Genomic DNA, 23,087 nt, shown 5'->3' with positions numbered 1-23,087 from the left:
AAAGGTTAGCCCGGCATGGTTTCATGGCCAACGCGAGCTGTCGGTGGGCAGGCTTAGGCTCGCCGCACGCCCAAACAAGGGCGACAGCATTAGCTGAAACCAGCTGGGAGCGACCTGTCGTGAGCGAAGCGAACTATCACTCCGTCGTGGGTGAGGCACTGCCGATCTTGATTAGTGGCCTCACTCCGTTCTTCGAACGTGTGTTTGCTCAGGCGTTACCGCCGAGCGTGCATTGGACCGAAATATTGCGCCGCAAGGACGCTGTTGCCGGCCGCAAAGTCGGCGAGTATCGAAGCGGGGACCTGTCGTTAATGCTGCGGGCCATGACAGAACGGCTCGGTGAATTCGGCTACCCCTTCAGCCGCGAGTTATCGAGGCTAGGACAGAACTACGCTAGCGAGCTGCGCGATGTGCGCAACCGATGGGCACACAACGAGGTGTTTACCCAATCCGAGGCGTACCGGGCGATCGACTCAGTAGAACTCCTATTACGGGCCATCGGAGCAAACGAAACTGCCGGCGACGTGGCCCGATTGAAGCTTAAGACGCATCCCCCGGGCCAAGATCCGTCAACTCCAGACCAGTCTCGACCGCCCGAGCAGCTGACCGTCGGAAACGCCGAAACGGTTAGGCAATGTCCTACGTCCGCTGCTCGATTCGCCTCTCCGCAGACCGTGTCAGAGGCATCACCACCGGCGCCGGCTAGACCGACCGCACGAATTGCGATTCACGCTATCTCCGACCTGAGCTATCCGATGGCGCATTGCCAAATACCGGTGGTCGATCGCGTCACGATCGATGGGGTCGGCCAGGAACTGCGCGGTGCCGTGCTCGAGGTTGACGTGGTTAGTGTCGGCGGTTCGCACGGAGGTCCGCGTGAGCTCCACGTCGACCTCGCGGCCGCGAAGCCGACAATTCTGCGCGACATCAACCTGGCACTGGACCCGAGCTCCATGCTGACGGTGGACGACCAGCGGCCGGGCCGCATCGAGGCAGTACTGCGAGACGCGGCGGGCAACGTAATTGCCCAGGCATCCGAGGACGTAAATATCCTGGCTGCCAACCAATGGAAAGCGACCCCGCTGCAGCTCGGCCTGGAAATGTTGGCAACCCACGTACAGCCCAATGCAGCACCTATCAATGGGCTCATGACCGAGGTCTCGGATCGCCTGAAGGCGGCCACTGGCCGTTCCGCGATCGACGGGTACCAAACCGAGAGTCCAGAGCGAGTGGACGCCATCGCGCAGGCCGTCTACGACACTATGCGTGCGCATGACATCCGTTATGCGGAGCCCCCGGCAAGTTGGGGGCTCAACGGCCAAAAGATCCGCACCCCAACAGAAGTCCTTGAAGGCAGGTTGGGAACATGCCTGGACACCACCGTCACGATGGCCGCCGCACTTGAGCAGGCCGGCATCAATACCACCCTGTGGGTACTCAAAGGACATGCCGTGCTTGGCTATTGGCGCATCGACTCATCGCTGGCCGCGGTCTCTACCACCGAAATCATCGACGTCGTCAACCTGGTTGACCTCGGCCACCTACGCCTCGTCGAGACGACGATGCTGACTGGTTCCGATGATTCCGCTGATTTCGCCGAAGCGGTTCGCACAGCCAGAACGAGACACCTCAGCGGTGACTTAACGAGTATCCTTGGTGTCACGGATATCCGCCAAGCCCGGTTGTCCAAGATCTTCCCACTACCCAGCCGAACCGTAACTTCCAACGGTGAAATCGTCGTCACGAAGTACACGCCACCGGCGGGCCCCAGCTTCGCGCCTTATCAACCGGCCACGTCGGATGCGTCCACCCGCGGGCAACGGGAATCCGTTCCAACCCGAGTGGCGAAGTGGAAGAACACGTTGCTCGACTTGAGCCTTCGCAACAAACTGATCAATTACACCGACCGTGCCGGATACCGGCTCGAGGTCCCAGGTCCTGCGATCGCCCGGTTCGAGGACACCGTAAACGACACCATACGTATAACGCTGCTGGCGTCCGACGCGGTCAAAGAAATCGACGTTGCTCGCGGAATCCGTTACGGGCGTGACCTTCCCGAAAAGGACCGTGAGGTGTTGCTTGCGGACAAACATAGCGTCTATGTCGATATCACGTCCACTTCCTATAAGACCAAGCTGCGGTACCTGGCTTATAAGGCGAAGACCATCGTCGAGGAAACCGGGGCCAATAACCTCTATCTGACGTTCGGCATGCTCAACTGGCGCTTCGACGACCGCGAGCTGCGGTCACCACTCGTGTTGGTAGCGGTCACGATGAGCACTGCAAACCGCGGCGAACGCTATATGCTAGCGCTTGACGAAGCTGGTATGTCGACGCCGAACTACTGCTTGATCGAAAAGCTCCGTGTCACATTCGGATTGGAAATTCCCGAACTCGTTAACCCGACGCATGACGCCTCCGGTATCGATCTGGGCGCAACTTTCGCCGCCGTCCGCCACGCTATAGCAAGAGCGGGACTGCACTTCCGTGTCGAAGAAACCGTTCACCTCGCGATCCTTCAATTCGCGAAATTTCCACTATGGAAGGACCTTGATAATTCCTGGAAGGCCTTGTCGCGCAACGGCTTGGTAAACCACCTGATCTATTCGCCTGACCGGCCATTCACCGATCCGGTCGAAAGCAGCCCGAAAGTCAACCTGGATCAGCTCGGCGATGAGTTGCCCGTACCCGCCGACTCATCACAGTTACACGCAATCGCCGAAGCTGCCGCCGGACGTACTTTCGTGCTGGAGGGACCCCCAGGCACCGGCAAATCCCAAACGATCACCAACTTGCTCGCCCACGCAATGGCGGCCGGGCGACGAGTGCTGTTCGTGGCCGAGAAACGCGCAGCGCTCGACGTTGTTAAAAAGCGACTAGAAGACGTTGGTTTGGGTGAACTCTCACTGGACCTTCATGACAGATCCTCCCGTCCCGCCACGGTCAGAGAGCAGATACGTGCAGCTTTGGACTTGAGAGTCAGTGCCGATACCGATTCACTACGCACCCAAATCGAGGCGGCCGAATCCAGTCGAAATGCTCTCGATAGATACGCGCGGCGCCTTCACGAAGAGAACGCCGCAGGCATGTCGCTATATACGGCGCGCACATCCGAACTTGCCGCCGATCAAGACGTCGCGCCAATCGAGGTGCCGAGAGAGATTGTTGCCGGTAGCACACCAGAAGTGCTTGACAATGTCTACCGTATTATGCGGAATCTCCCCGAAGTCGTCGACCTCGCGCAACCAAGCGCCGATCATCCATGGGCGTTTATCGATTCCCTCCCAAGAGCTGAGGTCGACCACTCTGAAATCCGGCTGTGTGCAATCGAATTCGACAACGCGCTGGCTGCTGCCGTCGAGTATGGTCTCGCGATCGAGAGCTTGGGCCGCTGCAGTCGGCCCGCGGACTTCGAAACGTGGGCCAAGCTGAGTGGAGCTCCGCGACACCCGCTGAGCGCATTAGACATACTTCAAGAAGGTGCTTGGAAAGCCGAGTTGGAATCCCTTGGCGCCGAGCTACTGAGGCTCATGGAAAACCCTCCCGAGTGGCGTTTAGTGGCATTACTCAGCGCAGTCGATCTCGACATCCCCGCGATCCATGAAGCCGCGGTAGCAGCCGACTCATCGGGGTTCTTCGGGCGAAAGAAGCGCCGACGGGCTGTGCTGGAACAACTTTCTGCCGCCCTGGTCGTCAACCCGAAGTCTGTTGATCTCAAAACTCTTACGCCAACAATCGCGGCTATCAAGGACTCGTACTTGGTAGCGATGGATCTGCGCAACAGGGTGGCGAGGCTACCGGCGAAGATCATTGACAAACCTTGGAACCCGTTCGTCCCTGAACACGCGACTAAAGCCAGGCGCGACCTCGCTTGGCTACGCTGGACGACTGACACGTTGTCGGCTCAATCCAACGATCCGCATATCATCGATTTGCGCTCCTACTATGCAACCCAACCGGTCGGCGCATTCGCCGATCAGCTCTCACGGATCGCGCCCGCGTGGACAGCGTTGGCAACAGCAACCGGTGCCGACCCCGGGCGGCGACACAAAGATTGGTCGCAACCCCGACACTTCATTAGCCGGTGGTGGACTACTCGCGCAGCGCGCCGCCTCGACGACGCCATATCCATCGAGCATTGGATAAACCTGCTGCAACTGCTCGAACCGTTGATTCCCGTGGGGATGAGTACCGTTCGAACAGCGATACTCAACGGCGAAATCAACGCCGACGATGCGAGTCTGGCGTTCGCACGCGGTGTGGCCGTTGCCTCTCTCGCAGAGCGCCACGAGGCCACAGCTCTCGGAAGCTTCAACGCGCTAGCACATGACAAGACGATCGAGCGATACACGAAAAGTTTGCGTGCCATCCGGCGTGAGCTGCCTCGGTCGATCCCGGCGGCACTCGTGCACAAGCGGCGCTTCGACGCCAATGCCGCTAGCGGGCAAATTGGCGGCCTGCGGCGTCAATTAGACCGACGCCGTGGCGGGATGAGCGTGCGTGGTTTGATCGAGAACTTCGGTGATTTGATCACGCAGATTCTTCCGTGCACGTTAATTAGCCCCGACTCGGTCGCTCGCTTTTTCCCGGCGCGCCCAGACCTATTCGACATCGTGGTCTTCGACGAGGCATCTCAAATCAGAGTCGCCGACGCTATCGGCGCAATGGGCCGAAGCCGATCGGTAGTCGTCGTCGGTGACAGCAAGCAAATGCCGCCTACGAGTTTCGCTGAGGCGAACGCCAACATTGAGGACGACGAGAATTCCGACCAGGAGTACTTTCTTGATGAGGAATCAATCCTTACCGAGTGTGTGGGCGCGCAGGTGCCCCAGCAATGGCTGTCGTGGCACTACCGGAGTCAGGATGAGGCGCTGATCGCGTTCAGCAATCAGCACTACTACAACCGGCGGCTGGCGTCTTTTCCCGCACCACATACCACAACCACGGCCGGCCCTGTGGGACAGGGAATTTCATTAGTACGGGTGGACGGGACGTTCGAGCGCGCCGGAAAAGGAAAGACCCTACGGACCAATCGGGTCGAAGCTGATGCGATTGTCGATGACATCATGATGCGCTTTCACAATCACCCTGACGCAGCCCCATCGGTGGGGGTTATCACCTTCAACGCGCAGCAGCGTGATCTGATCGAAAACCTGTTGCGAGACAAAGCGGACGAGCGCATTCTCCATGCTCTCGACGAACCAGATGGTCTATTTGTTAAGAACCTTGAGAACGTTCAGGGCGACGAGCGCGATGCCATCCTGTTTTCAGTTGCGTTTAGCGCCAATGGCAAAGGAGTGGTACCACTCAACTTCGGGCCGTTGTCCAAACCCGGTGGCGAACGCCGCCTCAACGTCGCAATCACACGCGCTCGGCGTGAGGTCGTCTTGTATGCGAGTTTCGATCCTCAGGATCTGCGTTCCGAGGAAACAACCCAGACCGGTACCAAGCACCTCAAGGCGTATCTGGAGATGGCGGCACATGGAGTTGATGCCACAGCACATTACGGCGGTCGCGTTCCGGTGATCGACCGGCATCGCGACGATATCGCTACTGCACTTCGAGCCGAAGGGATCGCAGTCACAACCGATGTCGGCCTGTCAGACTTCAGAGTTGACCTTGCATTAGCGGATCCCTCCGAGCCAAACCGACAATTGGTCGCGGTACTTCTCGACGGGCGAGAATGGCGTGCACGCCGCACGGTCGCCGACCGCGACGCTCTTCCGGTGAATGTCTTGCACGACATGATGCGCTGGCCCGCCGTCGAACGAGTGTGGTTCCCGGTATGGCTCAGACGACGCGAACACATCATCACCCAGCTCAAAGCAGCGGTGGACGAAGCCCGGCAGCGCCGCGAGTCCCAGAAGGACAATCCGGAGCCCGCACGACCTGCTATTTCGGCCGCCCCCCTGCGCCAACTGCCCCCGCCAACACGTACGAGTGTCACCGCGAAACCGGAAGCCCCGCACGGCCATCCGATGGTGCAGGTTTACCGCGAATGGAATCCGGGGCGCCTCGGAGACATAAGCGTGCTCGACGATCTATCCAACTATTACGCGAGGTCACGCGTTTGCGATGCCATTGTCAGTGCCCTGGATGCCGAGGCGCCCATGCACCCCGATCGTCTTGCAAAACTTGTCGCAGCAGCTTTTGAGCTCACGAAAGTCAATGAGAATCGACGCCTCTCGATTCAACGTCTCGTCCCAACTGACTACCAACGCAATAACGGGGAATCTTTCTACTGGCCCAAGGGCGTAGAACCCGAGCAGTGGCGGATTGCACGACGAACGCCGGACGGTGTGAGCCGCCCGCTCGATCACGTCTCCCTGATCGAAATCGGTAACGCCATGATCGTGGTTTCCGAGCAGACCGGTGGAATAGAAGCTGACGACCTCAAGCGCGAAGCACTTAATCTGCTGGGCAGCCGACGGGTGACACAAGGTGTAGGTACGCGCCTAAACCATGCACTCTCCGCTGCACTCAAGCGAGGCGTCCTGCGCCAGAACACTTCCGGTCTGATCGTTAGCGACGTATAACCCAGCGACGTTTATGCGCATTCACCTGTCTCAAGAGAAGTTCGTGGGGACGAAGTCCCGCAATCTGTCGGACACCCGAAGTAAGGTCAGCTGAAGTTACACACCGCTTACACAAGGGAGAACTGTCGTGGACGCGTTTGATGTCCTCGGCGAGGTTCTGAGGGACTACGAGAACTTCGTCAAGGGCTTCCTCGACATAAAGAATGAGCAGATCCGCGCCAAAGTCGAGGCCGACATCGAAGGCGGTCTTCTTTGGCCGGAGCCTTGGCTCGCACTCAACCCAGCGTTCGAAGCCGGTGGCACCGTCAGCGAACTCGTACAACGTGAGGTGCTGCACCATGAAGCAAACAGCATCTTCCGCGCACGAACTGACGAAAATGCAACCGGCCGAGAAATTGCCTTCCATCGCCACCAGACCGACGCTTTCGAGATTGCCAACCGACGCGAGTCTTACGTCCTCACGACTGGGACGGGCTCAGGCAAGTCGATGTCCTACATCGTGCCGATCGTTGATCGTGTTCTGCGTGAAGGGTCGGGCAAGGGCGTCAGAGCGATCATCGTCTACCCGATGAACGCGCTCGCTAATAGCCAACGCAATGAGCTCGAGAAGTTTCTCGGCAAGTCGAACCCGAAAGTCACCTTCGCCCGCTACACCGGACAGGAGAACAGAGAGGAGCGCGACAAGACCCTCGCTGCCCCCCCGGACATCTTGTTGACTAACTACGTCATGTTGGAACTCATGCTCACCCGTCCGAATGAACGAAAGCGCTTGATTAACAGTGCGGAAGGTCTTTCATTTCTGGTGCTAGATGAGCTTCATACCTACCGCGGGCGCCAGGGAGCGGACGTGGCGATGCTGGTCCGCCGCCTACGTAGCGCAGTGAAGTCAGACAACGTCCAATGCATCGGCACCAGCGCGACCCTTGCGGGCCCCGGAACCAAAGCAGAGCAGCGTCAACAAGTGGCCGAGCTAGCGACGCGCATCTTCGGCGTCGAAATTCCCGCCGGCAACATCGTCGGTGAGACACTGCGTCGCGCGACAGCGGGCGACATGGATCTGGGTGCGCTATCGGCACGCTTGAATGCAGAAACCCCCACTGATTGGGAAGAACTAAAGCAAGATCAGCTGGCGATCTGGACCGAGCAGCACTTTGGTCTAGATATTGATGACGAGGGCAGGCTCGCACGGCGCCCGCCTTCCAAACTAAGCGATGCCGCCAAGAAGCTTCATGACGAAACGGGCGTTAACGAGGCGATATGTCGCGCGAAGTTGCAGGCGCTACTAGTTGCCGGATCACGGGCCCGCGACCCGCAAGGCCGCGCCCTATTTGCCTTCAAACTCCATCAATTCATTGGCAAGGGCGACACTGTCTACACGACCCTGGAGCCACCAGACAAGCGCTTCCTCACCACGCACTACCAGCGCAGCGCACCCAACCGCCCGTCGGGCCAGCCACTGTTCCCGTTGGCGTTCTGTCGTGAGTGCGGCCAGGAATACCTGGTAGTCAACTTAGAGCGCGGCGGTGAGCGCTTCAGCCCGCGCATCCCCAATTCCGACCTGGTTGAACATCCCGAAGCCGACGGACTGCTGCTTCTGACCGAAGTGCCGTGGCCCGATCCACAGGATCCTGCATTGCTCGAACTGGTTCCCGAAGATTGGGTAGTCGGCAGCGGTAGCGGAGGTGTTCTCGACAAGGCTCGAATCCCCAAGCTGCCCAACACATTACGTGTCGACGAATACGGTACGATTGCCGACGGTGGCATACCAGTGGCGTTCTTCCAGCGCCTCGAATTCTGCCCTACCTGCAAGACGAGCTACGAAAGCAGCCGGCAGTCGCAGTTCTCCCGCGTCGCCAGTCTAGGTACAGAAGGTCGTGCGAGTGCTGTGACGGTTCTGTCCCAGTCAATCGTCAGAACCCTGCGAGACGAACCTGACCTCGACGACGACGCGCGAAAATTCCTGGCGTTCAGTGACAATCGGCAGGACGCGAGCCTTCAAGCGGGTCACTTCAACGACTTTGTTTTGGTCGGCCTCATCCGATCAGCCCTTTACCGCGCAGCCTCCGACTACCAGGCGCAAAACCCCGGCGAACCACTCACCGACGAAAACCTCGGCCCTGAGGTAGTAAACGCCCTCAGCGGAAAAAGCTTGAAGTTCTTCGCTCGCGACGAGGAAACCGCTGACGAACACATCCCCCGAAAGAAGATCGCCCGCGCCCTACGTGACGTCGTGACCTATCGCTTGTGGGCCGACCTCAAACGCGGCTGGCGCATTACCATGCCCAATCTGGAGCAGACCGGCCAGCTGCGCCTGGCCTACGAAGGCATCAATGAACTCGCCGCCGACGATGACAAGTGGACGAATTGCGGCGAACCGCTTGCGAGTTCCAGCACTGAAACTCGCCAACAAGTAATGCACGTCCTCCTCGACGAGCTCCGCCGAAATCTGTGCCTCGATACGGAGTTCCTCACAAACGACAAGTTCGATGCTGTCAGGCGGGCCAGCAGAGAGTGGTTAAAGGACCCGTGGTCCATCTCAGATGCCGACGGCATGTACAGCGGTGTCGCCTACGCGGGCGGTCGACCGAAAGGCGTGGCCGGTACCGGAGCCGATCTCTACATGTCCGGGCTGGGCGCATATGGACGCTGGCTCCGACGGCCGAATCGCTTTCCCTGCTTTCAACATGCGCTCAAGACGGCCGACGCCCAAGCCGTCATCGAGAACCTGATGGAGGTCATGGCGCGCGCTGGGATTTTGGCAAGAATTCGGATTCCTCGGCGGCCCAACGGGTATCAGCTACGTGCCGACCTAATCGCCTGGCATCCGGGCGCCGGGGAATGTCGCGCTGCAGATCCGATCCGCAGTAATCAAACCGAGGGCAGAGTCAATCCCTACTTCCGTGCTCTCTATGCCGAGACAGCCAAAGCGCTCGTCGGCTTGCAGGCGCGCGAGCACACCGCTCAAGTCGAGGCGTCGATACGCCAGAAACGGGAAGAGGAGTTTAGCGAGGCTCGGCTTCCCGTGCTTTACTGCTCCCCCACAATGGAACTCGGCGTCGACATCAAAAGCTTAAATGTGGTTGGCATGCGCAATGTTCCACCCACGCCAGCGAACTATGCACAACGGTCTGGGCGTGCCGGCCGTTCAGGTCAACCCGCGATCGCATTCACGTATTGCGCCACCGGAAACGCGCACGACGCGTATTACTTTCGCCGCAGCCAGGACATGGTCGCTGGGGCGGTTGCGCCACCCCGGCTTGAACTCGGCAACCAAGATCTTGTACGCGCACACGCCCATTCGATCTGGCTAGTCAAGTGCGGGCTGGACCTGAAAAACAGCATGGTTGACCTCCTCGAGATCGACCAGCCCGACCAGCCGCTGCGTCCAGAAGTGCTCACGACAATCGAATCGACATCTAGTCGTAGCGCCGCCGTCGCGGCCATCACCGAAGTTTTGACAGCTACCAACGAAGTCACCTCTGCCCCCTGGTGGACGGAAACGTGGATCGCTGACGCCGTCGATCAGGCGCCGATTCGTTTCAACCACGCCGCGGAGCGATGGCGCGGGCTCTATAGAGAAGCCCGGAACGAACTCGACAGCGCGAATGAAACCTTAAAGACCATTGGCGCCTCTGAGAGTTCGAAACAACGTGCGCGAGGCAGGATTTCAGAAGCACGCGCGGCCCTCGACCTCCTCAAAGGGCAAGTTGACGACGTTTTTCAGGGCGACTTCTACACCTACCGCTACTTCGCATCGGAAGGTTTCCTGCCCGGCTACTCGTTTCCACGGCTTCCCCTCTCGGCCTTCATTCCGGGCGAGCGCCGCACCCGCAGCGGCGGTGAAGGTGACTTCATCCAGCGACCCAGATTCATGGCGATCAGCGAGTTTGGCCCCGGAGCCTTCATCTACCACGAAGGGGCACGCTATGAGGTCAACCGCGTGAGCCTGCCCGCGCGCGACGATGGAACCGGCGTCAGCATCACCGAGATCAAGCGCTGCGGCTCGTGTGGCTATCTCCATGAATCCACTGAGCCCGACCTTTGCCAACACTGCCATGCGCCGTTCGCGCCGGAAAGCACAATGACCAACTTGATGCGACTGCTATCGGTCAAGACTCGACGGCGCGACCGGATCAGCGCCGACGAGGAAGAACGTCAGCGCGCCGGGCACGAGATCGTAACAACGATTCGTTTTGTGCCACATGGGGTTCGAGCTGGACAACTCACGAGCACCATCGCCGAGGGCCCGGCGGAACTCGGCACCATGACCTATGGCGACACAGCGCTAATTCGCCGTATGAACGTCGGCCTGCGGCGCCGCAAGGACAAGGACATTCGAGGATACGTGCTGGACACCGTCGAGGGACGCTGGTGCAGCGAGGCTGAGCTGGCTAAAAACGTGCACGGGGAGGCCCCGCGATATCAAAGAGTGATCCCGCACGTCGAGGACCACCGCAACGCACTTCTCCTGCACCTCGACCCAACTATCCCGACCGATCAGCGGATGGCCGTGATGTATGCGCTCAAGCGCGGCATCGAAGCTGTCTACCAGCTGGAGGGCTCTGAACTCGCCTCTGAGGCATTACCCAGCAACACCGGTGATCACGCGTGGTCGCGGCTGCTGTTCTTCGAAGCCGCTGAGGGCGGAGCTGGTGTGCTGCGCCGCCTCGCCACAGAACACGGACAGTTGCGCCAGGTGGCGCGAAAAGCCCTTGAGATCCTCCACTTTGACGCGGACTCAGGTGAAGATTTGCACCGTGCGCCACAGGCGATCGAGGACTGCGCGCAAGCTTGCTATGACTGCCTGCTTTCCTATAGCAACCAGTGGGATCACCAGCACCTAGATCGTCACTCCGTGAAGGGGCTGCTGCAACGCCTGGCAGCGGCGGATGTGGCCGTGGGTGCTGGCGGCGAAGGCCGTGCGGAACAGCTGGAGCGCCTAAACCAGGCCTGCGACAGTGAGCTGGAGAAGAGATTTCTCGTGTTGCTGGATCAACATGGATACCGACTGCCCGACGACGCCCAGAAGATCGTTGACGGTTACTACGTCCGGCCTGACTTCGCTTATCACACCGACGGCATGGACGTCGCTATCTTCGTCGACGGGCCCATTCACGAGAACACACACCAGCACGAGAAGGACGTGCACGCGCAAGTCAAGCTCGAGGATGAGGCTGCTTGGCTCGTACTGCGCTTTAGCTACCGGGATGGCGATGCCGGTTGGCTCAAGACCATCACCGAGAACCCAAGCGTCTTCGGCGAATCCAAGGCAAACACATGACTACGCTCGACTACCCCGCCGGAACGCTTGTCAACGCTCGTGGCCGCGACTGGCTCGTCCTCCCCGGGTCGCCAGAGGGCACAGTTCTAGTCCGGCCACTCGGCGGCCATGAGCACGAAACCACCGTGCTGCTTCCCAACATCGACGAGTTAGCGACGGCCACCTTCGAGCCGCCGACGGTCGAAGACCGTGGAGACGCCAGCCGGGCCCGCCTCCTCCGTGACGCCCTCAGGCTGTCGTTTCATGCCAGCGGCGGCCCGTTCCGGTCGTTCGCGCGCCTGGCGGTGACACCCCGCAACTACCAACTGGTTCCGCTGATGATGGCGGCCAACCAGGACGTCACCCGGCTGCTCATCGCGGACGGCGTCGGCATCGGCAAGACGATCGAGGCCGGACTGATCGCCGCCGAGCTGTTAGCAACTGGCGAGACGCAACGCTTGGCAGTGCTATGTTCGCCCCAACTAGCCCCCCAATGGCATAGCGAGCTTCGACACAAATTCGGCATCGACGCGCAACTTCTGCTGCCGTCCACGGTAAACCGGTTGATGCGCGGCTTGCCGTTCGGCTCTAACGTCTATCAGCATCACCCTTATCTGGTGATCTCCACCGACTTCATCAAGCAGAAGACGCGCCGCGACGAATTCGCTTTGTACTGCCCAGAATTGGTGGTTGTCGACGAAGCCCACACCTGCGTAGCACCAGTGGGCCTTGGCAGGTCATCCCAAGCGCACCTGCGGTATTCACTCCTACGCAAGCTCGCCGATAATCCCGACCGCCACCTCGTGCTACTGACCGCGACCCCGCACAGCGGCGACGACGCCGCCTGGCAGTCGCTGATTGGCCTGCTCGACGACCGGCTGGGAAACCTGCCGGTCGACCTGTCGGGCCGCGACCGCGAAGAAGACCGCAAGCTGCTCGCCAGCTTCATGATTCAACGCCAACGCGCCGATATTCGCGAGTACCTTCGCGGTGAGTTTCGAGAGGACACCCCGTTTCCGGAACGCGAAACCACTGAAACTGCATACAAACTCACCAGTGGATACCGCCAACTGTTCGACGACGTCATGGACTATGTCCGTGAACAGGTCGCCGACCCCGCCTTGAGTGCGGTACGGCAACGCGTTCGATGGTGGTCGGCCATCGCGCTATTGCGCTGCCTGGCCTCCAGTCCGGCCGCTGCCGAACAAACCCTCCTAAACCGTTCCGCAGTGGCCGGCGCCGACAACGAGAGCGAAGTTGACGCATACGCCGAACCTCGCGTCCTCGACACCGATTTGGACGACACACTCGAAGCTGAAGATGTTACGGTTGGCTCCGATACGGGCGATACCGACACACCCAATATGGCTGCTCGAACACGTCTGTGCCAACTCGCTTCTGCGGCAGCAGCATTGAAGGGCCCGCGCTCTGACGCGAAGCTAAAGCGCCTTATCCCCCTGGTCAAGGAACTCCTCGACCAGGGATACCACCCGATCATCTTCTGCCGTTATATCCCGACCGCCGACTACTTGGCCGAACACTTACGCTCGGCACTATCCAAAGCCAAGGACCTCAAGATCGAGGCCGTGACTGGAACGCTCCCACCGGAGGAACGCGAGTCTCGCGTGGAGGCTCTCAGCGCACATGCCGGACCCAGGCTGCTGGTCGCTACCGACTGCCTCTCCGAAGGCATCAACCTGCAGGACGGCTTCACCGCAGTCATCCACTACGACCTCGCCTGGAATCCAACTCGCCACGAGCAACGCGAAGGCCGCGTCGACCGCTTCGGCCAACAAGCCCCGACAGTCCGAACCGTGACCTACTACGGCGAGGACAACGGCATCGACGGCATCGTTCTCCAAGTCCTGATCCGCCGCCACGAGCACATCAAGCGCAGCATCGGCGTCTCGGTGCCGATCCCGGTCGATTCCACGACCGTGATGAAGGCGATCTGGGAATCCCTGTTATTGCGCGGCAAGGAAGCTGAACAGTTGACCCTCGACTTCGCCGAGGCCACCTCCAGGTCCCTGGCCGATCAGGTGGAGGTCGAGTGGACCAACGCGGCCGAGCGGGAAAAGGCGTCGCGCTCACGCTTCCGCCAGGCCGGGCTCAAACCGGACACCGTCGAGCAAGCACTGACCGAGGTTCGACGTGCCCTCGGTGGTCCGGCCGATGTCGAAACCTTTACGCGCACAGCGCTATCGCTAATGGGAGCCGCCATCAGCAACACCGATGACGGGTTTACCGCGAAGGTCGACACCCTTCCTGCCGGCGTGCGTGACCAACTGCCGCCGAACAAGGACATGCGCCTGCATTTCCACCGGTCTTTGCCCGTCCCGATCGGCCACAGCGTGCTCACCCGCACCGACGTGAGGGTCGAAGCGCTCTCACGATACGTCCTCGACGCTGCACTCGACTCCCGGCTCGATCCGGCGGGCCGGCCTGCCCGCCGCGCAGGGGTCATGCGCACCCGAGCGGTCAGCAAGGTGACAACCTTACTGATGGTGCGACACCGCCTGGAAATCAACATTGCTGGCTCCGCCGCCACCGTCACCCAAATCGCCGAAGAAGCCACGTTTCTGGCATTCACGGCGACCGGCGACGACCTCACCTGGTTGCCTCAAGCGGAGGTCGACGCACTGCTGTCACTCTCCCCTTCGAGCAACGTCGACGACACGCTAGCCCGAGCGCAATTGGGGCGCGCACTTGGGCGCCTACCCGCACTCACCGAGCACCTCACCACCGCCGGTAGGGACGCAGCAAAGGACCTGGTGTCCGAACATCAGGCGGTGCGCAGCGCGTCCAAGTCGGGCGGACGCGCGCCCACCGTCCGGTTTCTGCCGCCCGCAGATGTGCTTGGCCTCTACGTGTTTCTGCCACAAGTGGCCGCCCGATGAGCGCGATGACCGCCTTCAGAGCCGTTCGCACGATCGGCACCGCACTGCCCGCCGAAGCTTTGCCGAGAGCCAATGAGTTGCGCATGCCAGGCCAAACCGCTGAGGCATACCAACTTTCACCAGGAATGGCGGTCAACGGCGCCATCGCCCGTGCCTGGGAAGCAATGCTCGCCGCACATGGCGCCTGGGTCAACACCCTGCGGCGGCTACCAGCGGGCGATGCCGCCACCAAAGTCACCCGCGATAAGTGGCTGCTGCCATTGTTGTACGAACTCGGTTGGGGCCGGCCCGATGTTGTCAGCGGCGGGCTGGCCGCACCGCCCGGCCTTGGCGATACCGAGTCGCCGCATTTCCCTATCTCGCACCGCGTCGCCTGGCCCGATGCTGCGAACCCGTCTGCGTGGGTTCCGCTGCATCTGCTAGGCGCGGGCATCGAACTGGACAGCAAGACGCCGTCGGTCACCGCTCGGGCCCCGCAGGCGATGGTTCAGGACTACCTCAACCGGGACGACCATGCGTTGTGGGCCATCCTTTCTAACGGCCATGTGCTGCGGTTGCTGCGCGACGCCTCCAGCCTCACCCGCCAGTCCTTCGTCGAATTCGACCTCGACGCGATCTTCACCGACCAGCTCTACGCCGACTTCCGCATCCTGTTTCTGACCGTCCACGCCAGCCGCTTCGCTCCCCGCCTGGGCGAGAAGGCCACCAAAGCGGTTGCCGACCAAGAAGATTCCGGTGAAGACGCCGAGGTTGAACAAGCCGAACCCAAACTCGACAACTGTTGGCTGGAGCGTTGGCGCATCACCGCCATTGACGACGGCGCCCGCGCGCTGCTGAACCTACAGCACGGTGTCGCCGCGGCACTACGGGAACTGGGCACCGGCTTCGTCGCGCACCCGTCGAATGTTGTGCTACGCGAGAGGCTCGCTGCGGCCACCGATGCCGATCGGGACTTGCAACGCGCCCTATTGCGTATCGCTTACCGGCTCATCGTGCTGTTCGTGGTCGAGGACCGGGATCTGCTGCACCGCTCCGACATCCCCGAAAGCGCCCGCGCCCTTTATGCGGACTACTTCTCTACCGCACGGCTACGTCGGCTGTCGGCCGAGCCGATCGGTGGCTGGCACACCGATCTGTGGGAGGCCCACCAGATCGTCACAGATGCACTCGCTGGCGACGGTTTGACCGATCTTGGGCTCAGTGGCCTTGGCGCAAGTTTGTTTTCGCGCGACGCGTTGAGCATTCTCGACGGCGCGAAACTTCCCAACCGCGCGTTGCTCGCCGCAGTGCGGGCCTTGTCCCAGATCGACGACCCGGTGACCGGGCTGCAGCGGCCGGTCGATTACCGCAACCTCGATAGTGAAGAGCTTGGCGGCATGTACGAGGGTTTGTTGGCCTACACACCGCGTTATCACGCCGATGAGCGGGCCTTCACTCTTGACGTGTCCACTGGCAACGAACGTAAGAAATCCGGCTCGTATTACACGCCTTCGGATCTCATTGCGCTGGTGCTCGACGAGGCGCTCGACCCGTTAATCGACGAAGCCGTCCGTACCTCGGAGCCTGAACAAGCACTCTTGGACCTCACTATAGTCGATCCAGCTTGCGGTAGTGGGCATTTCGTCGTTGCAGCCGCCCGACGAATCGCCAGTGCCCTGGCAACGGTACGCACGGGGGAAACCGAACCCACGCCGGCCGCACTACGGACAGCCACGGCCGATGTCATCGAACGCTGCGTCTACGGCGTGGACCTCAATGACTTGGCCATCGAAATCACCAAGGTTGCCCTCTGGCTGGAGGCCTTCGACGCCGACCGCCCCTTCCCGTTCCTTGACGCGCACTTCCGAGTCGGCAACGCATTACTGGGCACCACTCCAGAGTTGTTGCGCCACAACATACCTGACTCGGCGTTCGTGCCGCTAGGTGACGATGACAAGACGTGGACATCAAAGCTCAAAGCGCGGAACAAGTCTGAACGACAAGCCGACCAAAATCAGCTTACCCTGAGCTTTGGTCCCGAAACACTCAACGTCGAAACCACCCAGTTCAGCAAGGCCGCTCGCGAAGCCGATTCCGGGACAGTAGCTTCGGTGGCCGCATTGCGAGCTCGGGCGGACGCGTGGCGACGCCTTGAGGCCGATCCCGATCTGGTGGCCGCGAAGTTAGTGGCCGACGCATGGTGTGCAGCATTCGTACAACACAAGACGGGAGCCGCCACTTCTGGTCAAGGCATTACCCACGCCACACTGCACACACTGTCCGAAAACCCTGAATCGGTGCCTGACACCATCGTCGGAAAGGTGAATGCCCTAGCGCGGCAATATCGGTTCTTCCACTGGCACTTGGAATTTCCCGGAATCTTCACCGTCTCCGACGTCGACGGTGATCACTCCGATACCACCACGGGATGGACCGGAGGATTCTCCTGCGTCGTCGGCAACCCTCCGTGGGACGCGCTGCAGCTCGAAGATAAACAATTCTTCGGCAACCTTGGCTTAACCGACATCGCTAATGCGAGTTCTGCTGACGCCCGTAAGCCGATGATCGCTGCACTAGCGGAGAGTGATCCAGATATTTACCAGCACTACAGCGATGCCGTGCGTCAGGCGAGTGCAACCAACAACCTGATCCGGGGGGGACGCTTCCCACTTACGGCGCAGGGAAAGATGAACGCTTACAGCGCATTTGCCGAAACGATGCGGTCGGTAGTCAGCCCACTAGGATACGCGGCATTCATCACTCCCACGGGGCTTGCCACCGATAAAACTAGAGCCGACTTCTTCTCCGACGCGCTGGAATCGGACCGCCTTCAGTGCTTCTACGATTTTGAGAATGAGGCTAGAATTTTCCGCGACGTGGACCACCGCGTTCGTTTCGCTACATCGGTAGTCACCGGATCGCGACGAACCGTAGTCAAAGCAAAGTTTTCGTTTCTTAATCGTTATCTCAGCACGGTGCACGAGCGCATGTTTGAGATCGCCTCCTCAGAAGTCTTAATTCTCAACCCAAACACGGGAAATTTGCCGATCTTTCGAGGCCGTCTCGACGCGGACATCACGGTAAAGATGTACCGCCGACATCCGGTCTTGATCCGCGAAGGCGTACCGGGCGGCAATCCGTGGGGGCTCGATATCAGCCAGGGATTGTTTAATCTGTCAAAAACTAGCGGGTTTCACGAAGCAGAATCGTTCGACCAGGATGATTTCAATGGGTGGTCTTACAAAGTCCGTGGTACAGAATACCTGCCACTGTACGAGGCAAAAATACTCGGTCATTTCGACCATCGGTTTTCAACGTACCGCGGAGCTACACAAGCGCAACTCAATGTCGGAGCACTCCCGAGAATTTCCGACGCCGATCATGACAACCCTGCGGTTGAACCGCTGGTCCGGTATTGGGTCCCGCAAGCCGATTTGGACGCCAAGTTGGACCAACGTTGGGATCGTGGTTGGTTGTTGGGATGGCGGGACATCACCAATAAGGGCAACGAGCGAACATTTGTTCCATCAGTCCTTCCCCTCTCAGCCGTCGGCAACTCCTTCTACGTCGCGACGTTAGACGACTCGTCGCTCGGCTACTTGCTTCACGCCGCCTGGTCATCGATACCGTTCGACTACATCGCGCGGCAGAAAGTGAGCGGCTCGCACGTCAATGAGTTCGCCGCAAAACAGTTGGCTTGCCCCATTCCTATTGAGTTCTCCAGGCGACCGGGCTGGCTGATTGAATCCGATCTTCAAACCTGGATACGAGCCTACGTGGTTGAATTATCCTACACCTCATGGCGTTTGAGACGATACGCCGAAACCCTCGGCACAGCTGGGCCACCATTCCGATGGGTTCCTGACCGCCGCGCGCTACTTCGAGCGGACCTCGACGCCGGATTTCTCCACATATACGGGCTTGAGCGCGCTGAGGCCGAACATGTCCTGGATTCATTCCCCGTCGTCCGAAAATACGAAGAGCGCGACTTCGGCGAGTACCGCACTAAACGTCTTGTCCTGGAAGCCTACGACCGCATGGCGGAAGCAATAGCCAACGGCGGTAAGGGCTGGAAGCCACTCGCAGATCCGCCCGCCGGGCACGGGCCTCGTCACTCCGAATAATCAAGCAACGGAGGAACAATGCCAACACTCGCCATCGACAAAGGATTCCTCAAAGACCTCGGCAAGCTAGAGAAACCCGTCTACAACCGCGTCACTGAAGTCTTCGACGAATTCGATACCGCCACTCACACCGGGCTGCATCTGGAGAAGATCGCCAACGCCCGCAACCCGAGGTTCCGGTCCATCCGCATCGACCAGTCCTGGCGCGGAATCGTCCTCGCTCCCAACGTTGGCGACGTCTACACCCTGCTAAAAGTACTGCCGCACGACGACGCCTACGCCTGGGCGCAGCGCAGTAACGTCTCCGTCAACTCGGCCACCGGCGGCATCGAGATCCGCGACGAAGCCGAACTCGACCGCCAGATCCCCGAAATGACCGAGGCCGCCAAGAGCGCCGGCGCGCCAATCTTCGACAACATCAGTGACGGACAACTATCCAAGCTTGGCATCGACGAGAAGGTGCTCACGTTCGCACGAACCGTCTCCGACGCTGTACAGCTCGATGCAGCGAAAGCCTTTCTGCCCGAGATCCAATGGGACGTGTTGGCCGGCCTCGCCGCCGGCTTCTCACCCGAGGAGGTATGGGCAGACCTCGGCGCACAGATCCTGAGCGAACCCGTCGACACAGAAGATATCGACGCAGCAATCCTGCGCAGCAGCGACCGCGTCGTCCTCGTCAGCGGACCCGACGAACTGATGGACGTTTTCGCTTACCCGTTCGCCACCTGGCGTGTGTACCTGCACCCGACCCAGCGCACCGTGGTCGACGCAAACTACAAGGGACCGGCCCGCGTCACCGGCGGCCCTGGTACCGGCAAGACCGTCGTCGCCCTGCATCGGGCAAACGCGATCGCCAAACGCGGTGAGGGCAAAGTGCTCGTCACCACCTTCACCTCAACGCTGTCCGAGACGCTGCAAACTGGTCTCGACATGCTCGTCGACGACGATGGGACCGAAAGTCGCATCGAGGTATCGCACGTTGACCGGGTCGCCCACCGTGTCTTCCGGAAGACCCACGGCGCACCACACATGCTCGGCTTCGAAGATGAAAAGGCGTTATGGGCCGGACTCAGCGACGAGCTCGGGCTCACCTTCACGCCAGTGTTCCTCTCAGAGGAATGGCGGCAAGTCGTGCTCGCCCGTCGTATTAGCACTGCCGACGCCTACCTCGCAGCCAAGCGCACCGGACGCGGCCGCGCGCTGGGATCGGTCCAGCGGGCCCAGGTCTGGCAGACGATTTGGGAATTTGAACAGGCCCTCACCAAGCAAGGCGTGTGGACGCACGAAACCATCCGACGGGAAGCGACCCGTCTGCTGGAGGTTTCAGCTCAAAAGCCGTTCCGCCACATCGTCATTGACGAAGCTCAGGATCTTAGCCCCGACCAGTGGCGCCTGCTTCGCGCGGCCGTCGCCGAAGCACCTAACGATATTTTCATCGCCGGGGACACTCACCAGCGCATCTACGACAATCGTGTCAGCCTGCGCGAGGTCGGGATCAATATCGCCGGCCGCTCGTCGCGGCTCAACATCAACTACCGCACCACCGCCGAGATTCTCGGCTGGAGCCTGGGCTTGCTACGCGGTGAACCAATCGACGACATGGAAGGTGGACTGGACTCCATCTCCGGATGCAAGTCCTATGTCCACGGGCAGCCACCAACACTGAATGGCCAGCAAAGCGCCGAGGCCGAGGCCAAATTCATAGCTCGGTCTGTTCAGGGTTGGATCGACAGCGGAATCGCCCCAACAGAGATCGGAATCGCGGTTCGCGCCAAGTGGTTGGCCTCGAACATCCAGCGCGCCCTCAACGTGGCAGGGATCGACACCGTCGACCTCACCAAGGCGATGGACGACGATGAAGCCGTCCGCATCGGCACGATGCACCGCATGAAGGGACTGGAATTCCGATGCATGTGTGTCGCAGGTGTCAGCGCGAAACAGGTACCCGCTGCAAACGCCGTAACGCCGATCGAGGATGACAATCAAACGCACAGGCAAGATTTGGAGCGGGAACGCTGCCTGCTCTTCGTAGCCTGTACCCGTGCACGAGAACAACTGCTCGTCACCTGGCATGGCGACCCCAGCCCCTTCTTATCCGCACTCCGCAAAAACTGAACAGGAGCAACTTCAGTGACCCGCCTGTCTACGCTGCTGGACGAAATCGATTCCGGCGTAATCCTTCTCCCGGAGTTCCAGCGCGGCTACGTCTGGAATCGCGATCAGGTTCGCGGGCTAATGCGGTCGCTCTACCGCGGATACCCGGTCGGTGGTCTGTTGGTATGGGAGACCACATCCGACGACATCACCGTCCGCGGGGCTGCGGCCGGCGGCGGCACGCGACAACTGCTCCTCGACGGCCAGCAACGAGTGACCTCAATGTACGGAGTAGTCCGCGGCACAAAGCCTCCCTTTTTCGAGGGGGATGCAAGTGCTTTCACCGGGCTGCACTTCAACGTCGAAACCGAGTCGTTTGAGTTCTATGCACCCACCAAGATGGCCGGAGATCCAGTCTGGGTGAGCGTCACCGAGTTATTCCGCAATGGCCCGTTCGAATACCTCACCGCGTTTCCTAACGTGGAACGCCCGGTTCTCAATACCTACCTCGAGCGCCTGAACCGCATCAAGGAGATCGAGAACCGCAATTTCAACTCGGAGAAGATCACCGGCACGGACAAAACCGTCGATGAAGTCGTGGACATCTTCAACAAGGTCAATTCCGGCGGTACCAAGCTGTCCAAGGGTGACCTTGCGCTGGCGAAACTTTGTGCCGAGTGGTCGGATGCACGAAAAGAGTTGCGAGACAACCTGGACCGCTGGAAGAAGTTTGGATTCAGGTTCTCACTGGACTGGTTGCTTCGGAACGCGACCGCGGTCGCAACCGGTAGGGCGTTGTTCTCCTCCCTGACAGATGTGTCCGCCGCCGAATTCGAGTCGGCCCTCGGTAAATCGGTCAATCACATCGGTACGTTCCTCGACGCCGCATCCGGACGTCTTGGGCTGGATCATGACCGGGTGCTGATGGGCCGCTACGCTACACCAGTCATCACCCGATTGCTTCACCTCAACGGTAGTGGGTTCACCGACAGCGCGCACCGCGACAAAGTTCTCTACTGGTACGTGCACTCTGCACTATGGGGCCGATTCAGCGGCTCTACAGAGACGTACTTGCAACAAGACTATGACGCCGCTGAACGCGGTGGGGTCGATGCGTTGATTTCGACGTTGGAACGAGTCCGCGGTGGACGGCTGGCTATTGGCCCGGACGACTTCGCCGGATCAACGCGCGGATCGCGGTTCTATCCCCTCTTGTACCTGCTGACCCGGGTTGACGGCGCCCGCGATTTCGGCAGCGGTCTGGAGTTGCGTGCCGAACTGCTCGGCAAGCTCACATCGCTGCAGGTGCACCACATCTTTCCGAAGGCGCTGTTGCGCAAGCACGGGCTGGACCGCAACGAGATCAACGCGATCGCGAATTTCTGCTTCCTTACCCAAGACACCAACATCAAGATAGGCATGCGGGAGCCAGCGGAGTACTTGCCGGAAATCCAAGTCAAGCACCCCGGCGTCCTTGAATCACAATGGATTCCAACTGATCCCGAACTGTGGCAGGTAGAGCGCTACTCGGATTTCTTGGCAGCGCGCCGCGAATTGCTCGCTCACTCCGCACAGTCGTTCCTCGAGACCCTTCGCAATCCGTCCGCGACGCACGACCCAGCCACGTTGACGGCGCTGAAGGTAGCTGATGAGGTCATCGACGACCCTCGTGGTGAACAGGTTCGCGCGCTGATAGCTGAATTGCAAAACCGTGGGTTCGCAACTCCTCTCATCGATGCCGAGATCCCCGACCCCGCGAGCGGTGCCGAACTGGCGGTTGCCGAAGCATTTTGGCCCGACGGGCTGCAGCAGGGTGTTGGTTCGCCCGTGGTCTTGGAGCTCGACCCGGAAGATACTGACCTGCCCCGTTTGGAGGAGCTCGGATATCAGGTCTTCACCTCGGTCGATGCATTGCTGGGATTCGTCGAGAATGAGGGCCTCGCGGCGGCCGGCGAACCCTCCGAGACCGCCAATGGCGTCCGCGAGTCACTGCCGAGCGACGTTGAAGCGGAGTTCAACCGACGGATGAAGGCTATATACGAACGCGGCCGCGAAGAAGGCGGATACACCGCCACGTATTTCCTCAGCATGCTGTCGCAGCACGGTCCCCGAGAAACAGCGCATAGGCTGCTGTCATCCCCATGTCCGTGGCCATGAAAAAGTACCCACTGGTGGCCAAGTAGAGGTATCCACTGGT

The 23,087-nt window shown here is 60.3% G+C and carries 6 protein-coding genes; all 6 read left to right on the top strand.

All coding sequences use genetic code 11. The features are described from left to right. Positions 1 to 119: 119 nt before the first annotated feature. Entirely contained in the window at positions 120 to 6,536 is a 6,417-nt protein-coding gene (locus BST12_RS20135) for a DUF4011 domain-containing protein (RefSeq protein WP_083114899.1), read from the top strand. A 127-nt stretch (positions 6,537 to 6,663) separates the two neighbouring features. Beyond that, positions 6,664 to 11,817 carry a DEAD/DEAH box helicase gene (locus tag BST12_RS20130; protein ID WP_083114898.1) on the top strand — a complete coding sequence of 1,718 codons (5,154 nt, stop codon included), beginning with the start codon at positions 6,664 to 6,666 and terminating at the stop codon, positions 11,815 to 11,817. After that, positions 11,814 to 14,693 (top strand): helicase-related protein, encoded by a 2,880-nt coding sequence (locus BST12_RS20125; protein WP_083114897.1) that lies wholly within the window; start codon positions 11,814 to 11,816, stop codon positions 14,691 to 14,693. Before BST12_RS20130 ends, BST12_RS20125 begins: the two co-directional genes overlap by 4 nt. Then, positions 14,690 to 18,796, top strand: a complete 4,107-nt coding sequence (locus BST12_RS20120; RefSeq protein WP_083114896.1) for an Eco57I restriction-modification methylase domain-containing protein — start codon at positions 14,690 to 14,692, stop codon at positions 18,794 to 18,796. Before BST12_RS20125 ends, BST12_RS20120 begins: the two co-directional genes overlap by 4 nt. An 18-nt stretch (positions 18,797 to 18,814) precedes the next feature. Then, a complete protein-coding gene (locus BST12_RS20115; protein ID WP_083114895.1) occupies positions 18,815 to 20,911 on the top strand; it encodes a UvrD-helicase domain-containing protein in 2,097 nt (698 codons plus the stop codon). A gap of 15 nt (positions 20,912 to 20,926) precedes the next feature. Beyond that, on the top strand, positions 20,927 to 23,047 hold the full coding sequence (locus BST12_RS20110; protein ID WP_083114894.1) for a GmrSD restriction endonuclease domain-containing protein: 2,121 nt from the start codon (positions 20,927 to 20,929) through the stop codon (positions 23,045 to 23,047). The last annotated feature ends 40 nt before the right edge of the window (positions 23,048 to 23,087 follow it).

The organism is Mycobacterium angelicum, assembly GCF_002086155.1.
GTDB lineage: Bacteria > Actinomycetota > Actinomycetes > Mycobacteriales > Mycobacteriaceae > Mycobacterium > Mycobacterium angelicum.
The sequence above is the reverse complement of the archived record's forward strand: the minus strand, read 5'-3'. Positions and strand labels throughout refer to the sequence as shown.

What these genes read in the sequence shown, in the direction of transcription:
- BST12_RS20125 (WP_083114897.1), top strand. Translation starts at nt 11,814, where the DNA reads ATGACTACGCTCGACTACCCCGCCGGAACGCTTGTCAACGCTCGTGGC.
- BST12_RS20115 (WP_083114895.1), top strand. Translation starts at nt 18,815, where the DNA reads ATGCCAACACTCGCCATCGACAAAGGATTCCTCAAAGACCTCGGCAAG.
- BST12_RS20120 (WP_083114896.1), top strand. Translation starts at nt 14,690, where the DNA reads ATGAGCGCGATGACCGCCTTCAGAGCCGTTCGCACGATCGGCACCGCA.